General features: G+C 44.7%; 7 protein-coding genes, 1 pseudogene and 1 other annotated feature. Of the genes and pseudogenes, 2 read left to right on the top strand and 6 right to left on the bottom strand.

Annotated features, from left to right (window positions below):
* A pseudogene (locus tag CA598_RS29525) lies at positions 1-465 on the bottom strand (collagen-like protein); the annotation flags it as partial.
* Between the two features lie 14 nt (positions 466-479).
* Positions 480-839, bottom strand: a complete 360-nt coding sequence (locus CA598_RS29520; protein WP_094878790.1) for a hypothetical protein — start codon at positions 837-839, stop codon at positions 480-482.
* Between the two features lie 279 nt (positions 840-1,118).
* Positions 1,119-1,335, top strand: a binding site (T-box leader).
* A 40-nt stretch (positions 1,336-1,375) separates the two neighbouring features.
* Between CA598_RS29520 and CA598_RS29515 the strand changes: the two genes are divergently transcribed.
* Positions 1,376-3,241 carry an arginine--tRNA ligase gene (locus tag CA598_RS29515; protein WP_094878789.1) on the top strand — a complete coding sequence of 622 codons (1,866 nt, stop codon included), beginning with the start codon at positions 1,376-1,378 and terminating at the stop codon, positions 3,239-3,241.
* A 60-nt stretch (positions 3,242-3,301) separates the two neighbouring features.
* Here CA598_RS29515 and CA598_RS29510 read toward each other — a convergent pair whose 3' ends face one another.
* From CA598_RS29510 to CA598_RS29495, 4 genes are all read right to left on the bottom strand, one after another.
* Complete coding sequence (locus CA598_RS29510) at positions 3,302-6,646, bottom strand: GH36-type glycosyl hydrolase domain-containing protein (RefSeq protein ID WP_094878788.1); 3,345 nt, start codon at positions 6,644-6,646, stop codon at positions 3,302-3,304.
* Between the two features lie 47 nt (positions 6,647-6,693).
* Positions 6,694-8,859: a beta-glucosidase BglX gene (gene bglX, locus CA598_RS29505; RefSeq protein WP_094878787.1), complete on the bottom strand. Its 2,166-nt coding sequence runs from the start codon at positions 8,857-8,859 to the stop codon at positions 6,694-6,696.
* Between the two features lie 42 nt (positions 8,860-8,901).
* Positions 8,902-9,651 carry an alpha/beta hydrolase gene (locus CA598_RS29500; protein ID WP_094878786.1) on the bottom strand — a complete coding sequence of 250 codons (750 nt, stop codon included), beginning with the start codon at positions 9,649-9,651 and terminating at the stop codon, positions 8,902-8,904.
* Between the two features lie 119 nt (positions 9,652-9,770).
* Complete coding sequence (locus CA598_RS29495) at positions 9,771-10,790, bottom strand: LacI family DNA-binding transcriptional regulator (RefSeq protein ID WP_094874611.1); 1,020 nt, start codon at positions 10,788-10,790, stop codon at positions 9,771-9,773.
* Positions 10,791-11,191: 401 nt separating this feature from the next.
* Here CA598_RS29495 and CA598_RS29490 point away from each other — a divergent pair, with 401 nt between their 5' ends.
* Entirely contained in the window at positions 11,192-12,100 is a 909-nt protein-coding gene (locus CA598_RS29490) for a serine hydrolase domain-containing protein (RefSeq protein WP_094878785.1), read from the top strand.
* Positions 12,101-12,665: the final 565 nt, after the last annotated feature.

Raw genomic sequence — 12,665 nt, 5'->3', positions numbered from 1 at the left:
ATCGGCTCCCGTTGCACCAGTCGCTCCATCAGCCCCCGTCGCACCAGTCGCTCCGTCTGCTCCCGTCGCTCCAGTCACTCCTGTATCACCTGTAGCCCCAGTTGCCCCTACGGTTGCTCCGAGTAATTCTGAATGAACAAGTCGGTGAGCAGTAACGATTTGCCCTGAGCTATTTTTCCCCCATACTGAAACTTGAATAGGATCATCTACCAGGCTTAAAGTCGTAAATATAAATTCAAATGCATCAAAATCAGCATAATAATCATTGGTTATGACTTGCTCAGGCATTACGTTAATAAGCTGACTAACATACAAAGTTCTTGTCCCATCCATATAATATCCTTGGACGAGAACCGTAGAAGAAGTAACATCGCTTCGGTTATCGATTTTGATCGTAACATGTTGAGTAGGTCGTATCCCACCCACCATGGTATTATCTATCGGCCCGGTAGATAAATAGCTCAATTCTCAACACTCCTTTAGATTATTTCTGCGTGCTTCTCCCATGCTACTACACGATGAGGATCTACCAATTGTCCTGAAGCCTGTTTTCCCCAGACCGAGATCCCTACCTGTGCTTCAACTTCTTCTAGTGTTGCAAACACGAATTCAAATGCATCTAAATCCGCAAAATAGTTCCTAGTTAGTACTTGGTTAGGTGTGAGATTTACCGTTTCATTCACATACATTGTTCTTGATCCATTTAGAAAAAAGCCTTGAATGACGAGATTATAAGGATTAAGAGAATCCCGATTAACAACTTTTACTGTTACGATTTGTGTTTGTCTGATCCCCAGAATTGGACTATTATCTATAGGTCCGGTTGAAAATAATGCCATCTTTATTCACTCCTCTCTTTCACTCAATTTGAAAAAATACAAACTATAAAACTAGTAATATGATCCATAATTAATAGCTCTATATAGTAATATTCTGTATTTAAAGTTAATGCGTGGACATTTATGCAAAGGAATTTCCACTCAATAATGAGAGCCCCTTCTGTTTTGTGAGTTTGTAATTACTTATCGGACAATCTAAAACTCAAGCGTTTCCAGATTGATACCGAGTTTCGCCCTATTGCTTTTTTCAAAATATTCGTTATACTGATTAAAATTATTCAAGCATCGATGAGCGGGAGAGTAGTTAAGGTGTTCTAGTCCTCAGCGAGCCGGGTAAGTGTAAGCCGGTACAGATCACTTAATGAAGCGCACCCGTGAGATGGACTTCTGAACCCAAGTAGGAAGTCCCGGCTGAAGACCGTTATCCTGTAAGGTGGCTAAACGTCTGTTTAGCAACGAGAGTGGTACCGCGAGCGCTAAAGCCCTCGTCTCTTTTGAGACGAGGGCTTTTTTGTATTTTCAAAGGAGGGTATAAAATGTTAAGTCAAATCATCAAAAACAGCATTGAACAAAGTGTAAAAAAAGTATTCCACACCTTAGAAATTCCTTACCCAAACGATGTTCCTATTCTGATCGAGCAGCCCGCTAATCTAGAGCATGGTGATTATTCCTGCAATATTGCTATGCAGCTAGCCAAAATCCTGCGCAAACCACCTCTCGTCATAGCAGAGTTAGTAAAAGCAGAGCTTAAATTACAAGAGAGCTACACAGGCTTTTTACAAAAGGTCGAAGTAGCTGCTCCTGGATTTATTAATTTGTACATGGATTGGCGGATATGGGCTAAACATTCCTTTGAACTGCCCAACAGCACAGGGGAAAAGGTCATCATCGAGCACACCTCAATCAATCCAAACAAAGCTGCTCATGTGGGTCACCTGAGAAATGCGTGCATCGGCGATGCGCTGGTCAGACTAATGAAAAGAACCGGTCATAACGTAGAGGTCCATAACTACGTCGATGATCTGGGCAACCAGTTAGCGGATACAGTCGTTGGTTTATTGAATGTACCGTTGGAAGGAGATCATCAGCGTTTTGGTGATTATTGCTGGGATCTTTATGCCAAAGTGAATAAAGAATATGCACAGAATCCAGAGATGACACATAAGCGCACAGAAATGCTGCATGCCCTGGAACAGGGTAACGGCAATGAGGCGTGGCTGGGTAACCTTGTCGCTGAACGTATGGTGAGAGAACATGTAGAGGAAATGAAGCGTTTCGGTATTCACTATGACCTGCTGGTATGGGAAAGTAATATTTTAAAAGAAGGATTCTGGGCAGCCGCATCTGAGCAATTGAAGCAAACCATGGTTTTTGTACAGGAGACTGAAGGTAAGCTGGCAGGCTGCTGGGTGTTAAAGCAAGGGACAGCGATTAGCAATGGAGCGGATTCGGAGGATCATCATATGGATAAGGTACTTGTACGTTCGAATGGTATTCTGACTTACACTGCCAAAGACATTGCCTATCACCTCTGGAAATTTGGTCTATTAACCAAGGATTTCACCTACAGTGAATTCTCGTCCGGCTTATGGACTACAGGATTAACTGGAACCCAGGAGCCCTATGGACAGGCGGATCGTGTTATTAACGTGATCGATTATAGACAGGAATATCCGCAGCAAATGGTTAAGCAGGCTTTGGGCGCATTAGGTTATAACGATCAAGCCGCGAAACTCCATCATGTGAGTTATGGTGTGGTGTCCCTTAGTCCGGCTTCCGCAGCCGAGCTGGGAATAAATATTTCGGAAGGAAAATCTTCTTATGCCATGTCAGGGCGCCAAGGAATTGGTGTTAAGGTGATCGATTTAGTGAAGCTTATGGAACAGAATATCGAACATTCACGCTCCGATAAAGAGGGGCTTCCCAGCCATATCATTGCAGCTGCTGCCATTCGCTATTATCTGCTGCGGTTTAATCTGGGAACAGAAATTGTGTTTGACTTCAAACAGGCTACCGAAATATCCGGCAACACAGGAGTTTATCTGATGTACACCTATGCCCGTGCTAGTAGTGTTTTGGGCAAATCCACCCTCCCAATCCACACAGATGCCTCACAGATTCAATTCCCACTCGAAATGGAAAAAGCAGAGCTTGCTCTGCTGAGACAGCTTAGCCTCTGGGAGGAGACCTTGTATTCTGCAAGCGTAGAATTGACGCCAAATATACTCTGCACTTACGCACATACTTTAGCCACTCTCTTCAATAATTTTTATTCTACTTGTCCGATTTTAAAAGGGGAGGCGGCGACCATTGCCTTTCGCCTCTGGCTTACTTCGAGATTTAAGGACACTTTAGGTGATGTGCTAGAAGTACTTGGATTACCAACACCGAGCCGTATGTAGTATTTCAAAAAAAAGGGCAATCTCTACACTTATCGTAGAGATTGCCCTTTAATGATTAGCTTACTTATAAATTTCAATCACATTTCCGGCTTCTACGCAGAGACGATCAAAGTCCTCACGCTTAATCCGAACACCGCCACTACGGTAGCGATTAAGTGTACCTTCAGCCTGCACTTCTGTACCATTGATAGTAATCCGACTGTTCTCCCCACCCGTAAGGTGGTAGATAAAGTCTACCTTAGTACCTGCATATTCAAAGCTAAAGCGCATGCCGTCCAGCGACTCCGGCAGGATGGGGTCAACAATTAAATCTCCGCCTTCGGTACGAATCCCTAGTGCATTCGAGATTAACTGATTCATGTAGATCCCAGGACCGCTGGAATAGATTCTCCAGCCGCCTTTGACCGCCACGTCACCATTACGCAGCTTATCGAAATTCTCCTGTGCCTCATAACGAGTGTTAAATTTACCATCCGAGCTACTGAAATAGGAGTTAGCTTGACGTAGTTCAGCGTTTGGCACCACATCGCGAATTCCGATCGGATTGATCGCTGCTAGGCCATTCCAGACCTGATCGGTTTTCCCTAGCTTAGCCATAGCTTCTACATAACGGATGTGCGCATGTACATATTGAAGTCCAATTTCCCGACCAAAGTTAGAAGCTTGCTCTGCACGTTTGAAATGACTGCTTACACCGCCAACATATTGTGCTGGACGGTTCATTAAACGTACACCGTCAGGACAGAATAGTTTATCTTGGATCACTTCATAATGAGCTTCGGCTTGTTCCGGAGTTAATAGCTCACTGATCATACTGCGCGTCATTGGCAGCAGACGATACTGGATTCCTGTTTCCTTATCACTCGGGTGTACCAAAAGCTTCACTTGCTCTGGATCTTCCATATACAGGAATCCAGGAATCACCTCAGATTGGAGCATATGTGTATTGAAATCCTCATGGATACCATCCACCATTGCCTTCAGCTCGTCTGCTTCCGCTGGATCAACGGAACGAAGAACTTCCGAGAACTGATTAAGAGTCTGATAGGTAAGCGCCACTGTCCAGCTACTAACCATGTATTGCTTCAACTGTGGATTCGCAGGCTGGAGTGTATCATCCCAATCTCCATCACCGTAAGAAGACAAATACGTATCATGCAGGAAGTGGTTCTTAATATACGCCACTTCCTTCCGCGCATGATCCAGCAGTGTCGCTTCTTTCTCTGTAAAGTCAAAACTATGCTTACGAGTATACGGCACTGTTTCTTGCAAAATGCTGTAATCTTTAGTTACTGCCAAATAGTCCCCAAGCACTTTTAGCGGCCACACAATAATATCCCCGTGGCTTTCCTCTTGTTGAATCTTCGTATATTTATCAAACATGAACCACTGTGGCCAGTTACCGTCATCTTCATATTGATGAGCATACAGCGTCAGCAATATTTCACGAACCTGTTCGTATTTTTGCGTAGCCATAAAATATTCCACAGGTCCCTGACACACATCACGAGTTCCCCAGGCAGCGCCGCCATATTGCTCCAGCCCGTGAGGGACAGAATAATGGACGAGCATATTATGTGTATACCACCAAGCCAGAGCATTCACTTTAAACAGCTCACCTTCTGACCCATCACCTAGCGTCAAGCGGAAGCCATTCATAACCCCGCTATAGAACTCGCGGTATGTGGAAATTTCCTCTTCAACTGTACGGCTGCTCGAATGAATCTCCTTACTATCCAGAAGGCCTTGAATATTCAAAGTCCACTCACTGCTCGCCGACAACTCCAGAACAGCTAACGGTGCATCTGTGTGTGGAGCATTGGTAACGAATCTGCCTTCATCTTGAAGCGTAAACTCCGCTCCCTGTACCTGGAATTTATACTGCAAGTCAGGATACTCTCCAGCACTTAGTGCGCTTCTGTCCGCCGAGAAGGTCACAGTTCCCTCTTCTTGCTTGCATTGATATGGAAGCTCGTATTCATTAACGTTCATAGTGATTTGATTAGTGACTAAATAGCGATAAGCTTTTCCGCTTTCCGTACGCACATTCAGGAATATTTCCGGAGAATCTGCCGTAGTGTAGTTCGTAATAATAAAGCATTCGCCTTCTGTTCTGTAATACCAACGGGCATAGTTGAAACCAACCTCGAACAGGGATGGCATGGTCAGTAGACGGTATTCGCCATTCCACTGTACATAAATTCGTTGTCCCGAAGCTTTTGGAATATTAAGCGCATTTCTAGGATTGGACATTAGCTTGTTGAAATTGGTATTGCCAATGACTACTTGGGAGTTGAAAATCCCATACATATATGAAGTTGTCGTGATAATCTTATCGTTAAGTCGAGCGTTATCCCCACTCATCAGAATATGACCATGTGGGCGTTCTACGCGTAATTCCTTCTCTTTTAGGACTACATGCTCATAATTTTCAGTGAAGAAAGACAGTAGAACGTCTCCTTCTTTCTCCTCTTGATAACGAACTGGAAACAGACCTTCGATCTCATTCTCTGATAGAGAATCTGCCACCAGCGGAGCACCAAGCTCCTCCGTGAGGAAAGAACGTTCGAGCGGTGCTTCAGCTTCTAAAGGTAAATCTTTTACAGCATCCCAAGCCGCAGCGATATCATTCGTAAATTCTAGGGTAGTGATCGCTTGTGGATGATCTTGTTTGAACAATCCGTAGAATACAAACCTTGCTTCCCCACTCAATTTCACCCGCTCCGATTGCAATGCAGTATAAGCGAATTCATATTGATAGATTTCATTACTTAATTGCTCACGGCTCAAGCTTTCCGGTTGATTAGTCTCTTTATAAGACAATCCAAAGAATTGAAAACCATCTGTCGAGAAGCTTGCTGACTTAGTGATTGCACCCTGTTGTAGATATGGAAATTTGCCACCTTGCGGTTGATTCTGTCTGGAGCATACTACATATCCCTTTGACTGATCCTCGAATACGGCATGATCAATATACTGTGACAGGTAGGCTTCATTACTGCGAACAGCACCGATATCGGCAATACCCACATCTTGTCCGTACACGAGATCCACATCTGCCTCATGTCCCGAAAGCTTCACATCCCAGAACCATGCGCCTTGAGCCGTAGGAGTAAAAATAACCTGATATTCAATATTTTCCGCAGTACCTTCCCAAACCAAGCGGTTCCCGGCCTTACGTACAGTGCTTGAAGAATGAATGCCCAGCAAAGGAACAGCTTGAATGCTTCCATTACTATGAATACGTAAATATAGATTGGATAAGGAGCCATCCACAATATTAGGCAATAATTGATTGATCATTGTCCGTTCATGAAGAACTTGGAACAAGTCCCCACTGTTTGTAAAAGTGAATGATAAGTCTCCAGCGTTTAAATGGATGTTAGAATTCATATTAGTAGTCATATTTTTGCACTCCTCGATTACGACAGCGTGTGTCGTATATATTCTACTTAAGCTAATGTTAAGCGAAAATCGCGTTCTTTAACCTCTTGGCTATTTGGACCCACAAACAATTTGAATTTGCCCGGATCACTGCTAAAGCTTAAATCGCTATGATAATAACGAAGCTGTTCTTCCGTAAGCGTAAAGCTTACTTCCTTGCTTTCTCCCGGGGAGAGGCTGAACTTGGCAAAGTCCTTCAGTTCCTTCATCGGTCTGACAACTTCTCCTGAAATGTCTCGGATATAGAGCTGTACTACCTCTTCACCTTTTACATTGCCCGTATTAGTCACCGTAACAGTCACCTTAATAGGCTGATCCTTCGTCATGATTTCACCGGAAAGGAGCGGCTCACTGTAGCTAAATGTCGTATAACTTAGACCGAAGCCAAATGGCAGAAACGGCTCATTAGGAATGTCCAGATATTGTGAGACATAACGTTTGTCCGCACCCGGTCCAAGAGGGCGTCCAGTGTTGAAATGATTATAATAGACCGGAATTTGCCCAACAGATACAGGGAAAGACATCGTTAATCTTCCTGACGGATTCTCGTCACCATACAGTAGGCTGGTAATCGCCGCACCGCCCTCGCTTCCTGGGAACCAGGCTTCCAGAATAGCATCCGCGTTCTCGATCACGCCACTAAGATCCAGTGGGCGTCCGTTAAATAACACCACCACAATAGGCTTGCCCAGCGTCTTCATACGCTGCAAAAGCTCACACTGCGCTTCCGGCAAACGGATATCTGAACGACTTCCAGCTTCTCCGCTCATGTCCGAATGTTCTCCAAGTGCCAGCACAATCACATCGGCTTCCAATGCTGCCGATTTCGCCTCCAGCCATTGCTCTTCTGTAAAGCTCTCAATCCCGGAGCCTTCGGCAACGGTAATTCTACCCGCAACAGCACGAGCTTCCATTGCTGGGGCAAGACGGCTAGCTTCTTCCGTTGAACCCAACCAGGACCACGGTCCAAGAATATCTCCGTTATTGGCAAAAGGTCCGATTAGTGCAATGCGTTGCTCTGCCGCAAGCGGTAAAACCTGATCATTCTTAAGGAGTACACAGGATTTAACTGCTAGTTCACGCGCTGCTGTCCGGTGATCTTCACAGAAAATCACTTCACGCTCTTTCTCTACATCTGCCCCGCGTAAAGGATTCTCAAACAAGCCCAATCTTTGCTTCAATTTCAAAATACGAAGTACGGCTTCATCGATGATGCTTTCGTCCACTTGCCCATCAGCTACAAGAGCTGGTAATTGGTGCACATAACACTCCGTCATCATCTCGATATCCACGCTAGCTTTGATAGCTTTAAGTGCTGCTTCAGCTTCATCCTCGGCGACACCATGCGGGATCAGTTCCTTCACCGCGCCCCAATCCGAGATTAACACGCCGTCAAAGCCCCATTCCTCACGCAGCAGCTGACGAAGCAGCTTAACGTTTCCGCTTATCGGAATTCCGTCAATCGTGTTGAACGAAGTCATCACCATTTCTGCGCCCTCATCCAGAGCAGCGCGATAGGCTGGCAGATAATATTCCCTTAGCTGACGTTCTGACAAATCGACCGTATTATAATCCCGTCCGCCTTCGGATAGACCATAGGCTGCAAAGTGCTTAACACAAGCTGCCAGACGACTTTCATCGCCCGTCAAGTCACTTCCCTGAAATCCGCGTACAAACGCACGAGCAAACCTACCATTTAAATAAGAATCTTCGCCGGTAGACTCCATCACTCTACCCCAGCGCGGATCCCGAACAAGGTCCGCCATGGGTGCAAAAGTGACGTGTACACCGGAGACCGCCGCTTCTTTAGCCGCAATCTCGGCGCTCAGCTCTGCTCGTTCCATATCCCAAGAGCAGCCAATCGCTAGTGGCACCGGAAAAATCGTCTTGAAGCCATGCACGATATCCGCCATCATCAGTAATGGAATACCTAATCTATTTTTACGTAAATGAGCTTCCTGGACGGCAATGACTTGCTCTGCGCCCGAAAGTCCAAGTACTGAACCACTATTCTCAATCATGTGATCCGTAATCCCCATGGATGCCATAGGGCCAGTGATTTTCCCTCCTTCTTCTGCCCCTTCATAGAAATTAGCAGCAAGCTGCTGTAATTGTGCGATCTTCTCTTCAAGCGTCATCTGATTCAACAGGGACGTCAGTTGCTGGTCTTTCATCTCAAATCCTCCATAATATCTCTCTAAAATTACTCTTTACTCTTAGTTGTACAAGAAATCAAAAGCCGTCTTCAGATGCTGCTCCCAGAATCTCCATTCATGCGTTCCTGAGGTCTCAACATATCGAAATGTATAGGGGCTCGCCTGCATATAAGAAGCAAATTCCCTGTTCATCTCCACAAATGGATCTTCTGAACCACAGCAGGTCAGCATCGAAGGCAGCTCACGTTCCTCGTCGATTAATTTAGCCGCTAAAGCATACAGATCTTGATCCGGCTTGATTTGTAAGCGTTTTCCGAAAGTGCCTGCCATCTCCCTCGCCATATCCGAAGACATTTGCGGGTCTCTCAATCTTTTCTGAATATCTGTAACGCCTGATAAAGAAACGACTTTGCTATAACGCTCAGGATAGGTAAGCGCACATTTTAATGCCCCATATCCACCCATCGATAGTCCGGCAACATACGTCTTCTGCGGATCATCATCCAGTCTCAACATTCGGCCACAAAGCTCAGGCAGCTCTTGCGTAACATAGTGGAAGTAATCCAGTCCGTACTCCATATCTGTATAATAACTTCTTCCTACCTGAGGCATTATGACTGTACAGCCATACTTGTTAGCATACTGCTCAATAGTGGTCATCCTGTACCATGTGCTAGCATTATCGCCAGCACCGTGTAACAGATAAAGCGTCCCACCGGAGGTGTTGCCCGAATCAACGGGGGAGATTATGCTAATGGACGTTGTCATTCTTAAGGTAGGAGAACCGGTCTCCACTGTTAGAAGTGCCATATGTCATCTCCTTACGGAACCTTTTTTTAAAAATATAAGAAAGTATATGCTTACGCAATAAATTATCCTTCTATTTCTCGCTCAAACGCTTACCGTCCTTACAAGGACGCCGAAGGTATTTATGCTTGTTTATTAATCTTCTTGCAAGATCCCCGCTTAACCAAAACAGACTCGAATACCACATGCTTGTTCTCCGATTGTCCCGAAATCAGGTCAAACAGAATTTCAACACTGGCTTTCGCCATATCCACCCCAGGTTGGCTAATCGTATCCAGCGATGGGTGATAGTATTCTGCCATCTCTATACCGTCAAATCCGATGATCGAAATATCATTTGGAATTGATAGACCCAAGGACAATAAAGCTTTGGCAGCTCCGATAGCAATGGTATCTGATGCGGCAAAGACAGCAGTGATATCTTTCTTCTTATTGAGCAGTCTTTTCGTAGCTGTAAAGCCAGAACTTGGACTGTATTCACAATCCTCTACCAAGGCAGCATCATACTCAATCCCATGATCCTCAAGCGCCTTGATATAACCCATAAGACGACGGTTTCCGGTAGTATGCTGAACCAAAGGAAATCTGGCCAAAAAACAAATGTTCCGGTGTCCGAGTGAAATTAGATAGCTCACAGCTTTATAGGACTCTTGCATATCATCAATGATCACACTTGAGAATACGGCAGGATCAACATCCTTCGTAGTCGTGATGGTAGTCAAAACGAATGGGATCGGCAATTGTTTGAATTTTTCTTCAGAATGGTCATATGTACCACCCATAAAGATTACCCCGTATAAATTCTTTTCCTTCACAAGCTGAAGAGCAGCATTGATCTCATCCACTCCATCTTCAACATGCTGGATCAGAAGCGGACAGCCGCGCAGATTTACTTGACGCTCTACTTCTTTGATCATGTCTGCAAAAAACGGGTTTGCAATTCCCTTAACCATAAGCGCTATCGTATTGGAACGCGTTTTCTTCAGATTGCTCGCATTTCCATTCGGAATGTAATTATGTTCTCTTACAACAGCCATTACTTTAGCTCTGGTTGCATCACTTACAACACCGGAGTTATTAATTACCCTGGAGACCGTGGCGATACCAACGCCTGATAGTCTTGCAATATCCTTGATATTCATAATTCCCCCTGTTTCACCCCTATAATGAGCTCCCCTGCACCTGATGAAATCAGCTTGGTGGAAACGCATGAAATGATGGGAAACGTTTCCCATGACATCATTTTGACTGTTTTCGTATCTAAATCGCTTATTACGTTCATTATGGACAGATATTTTTTAGAAGTCAACCTATGATTTTCGAATAAAAATGAATCACATCTCGAATTCATTTTAAATTCTAAGTAGTTTAGTGTTAAACAATAGTCTTCCTGCTTACATTGACTTTAAAATAAGAATAGAATACCATCAATTTAGCTATTAAATATCCGGTCATAGGAAACGTTTCCACTCTATTTTCAATCATTTTGATCGACAATCTACCTCATCAAACTTGGAATCATAGAGAAAGAGGGCTGCATTTTATGTTAAACATGACTCGCTTTGAAGCTCAAATCCGCGAACGTGGATTAAATGTATTCAATGTACGTGTGCTTCAAAACGGATCTCTAGTGGGGAAAGTGGATCTCGCAGAGGATATCCGGCGCTTGCAGCATTCGGTCAGCAAATCTTTTACATGCATGGCGGTGGGTCTAGCCATCGAAGAAGGAAAGCTATCACTAAATACAACACTTAAAGATGTGTTTCCGGAATATGCATTCACTCATAAAGAGGCCTGTTCTTCCATGCAACCTGGGGAGTTGACCTTGTTCGATTTACTACGTATGAGTACAGGGCATGATTCCCCACCGTTTTGGGTTGAAGAAAGATTGGCCTTGAAGGATGTAAATTGGATACAACATTATCTATCGCTGCCTTTAGACAGACCTCCTGGGGAACAGTTTACCTACAGTAGCGGGGATACCATTATGATCTCTGCCATGGTTCAGGCCCGTGTCGGACAAACCGTAAAGGATTACCTCGTTCCCCGTCTCTTTGCCCCACTAGGCATAGAAAATATTGATTGGGAAATAACTCCTCAAGGGATCACCCTCGGTTGTGCCGGACTTCAGATCAATACCGAAGAACTAAGCCAATTTGGACAGCTTCTTTTGCAAAAAGGAATGTGGAAGGGACAGCAGCTTATTCCAGCAGCTTGGATTGATTTTGTTACACAAAAGCAGATCGAAAATAACGGAGCTGGTGATTGGGGCCAAGGGTACGGCTGTCAATTCTGGTTGTGTACGCACGATGCTTATCGTGCCGATGGCGCTCACGGTCAATTCTGCATGGTTGCACCGGATGCTCAAGTGGTAATCGCTATTAACAGTATGGAAGATAATATGCAAGCTATTCTAGACACTGTCTGGGAGGAGATCTGGCCGCTTCTATAGCGGTGGCCATATGCAAGACAGCCTTCTCACGGGAAGGCTCAAGGTGCCGAAAAAGTAGTGAAGGCTACTTTCTCGGCACCTTCTTTTCGTATAATTAGGCCAACCCCAATTATAGGGTTGGCCTTTTTTGAGAGTAATTAGGGAAAAGCTCCCTCTATTTAGCCGATAATTGCTTGAAATGAATAAAAAGAGGGAAATCCTCCCTAAAAATCGGGAGAATATCTATATTCGCCAACGAATTAGTTAAATTACAGGGAGGATTTCCCTAATTATTAGTCTATTGAGTAGAAAGCTCTGAATTATAGGGAGATTTTCCCTAATTATCTATCAGAGCTTCAGTTTGCTTACTTTTGCGAGGATGCTCTGCTCGCAAAAACAGCCTTCCCGAAGGAAGGCTGTTACTTGCCCCGAGCGGGATGCAGCCCTTCCGGGCTGACTGCGAAGCTGATCCTATCGATGCCTTTGCTCCGACGAACCACCTGGGCTTCTCTTTCCCTGCTCGCAAAAACAGCCTTCCCGAAGGAAGGCTGTTACTTGACGTCCCGGAAGGGATTCGAACCCCTGA

Origin of the sequence: Paenibacillus sp. VTT E-133291, from assembly GCF_002264395.1 — a bacterium.
GTDB classification, from domain to species: Bacteria; Bacillota; Bacilli; order Paenibacillales; family Paenibacillaceae; genus Paenibacillus_AQ; species Paenibacillus_AQ nitricinens.
Note: the sequence above shows the minus strand (reverse complement) of the source record. Positions and strands in the feature narration are given on the sequence as shown.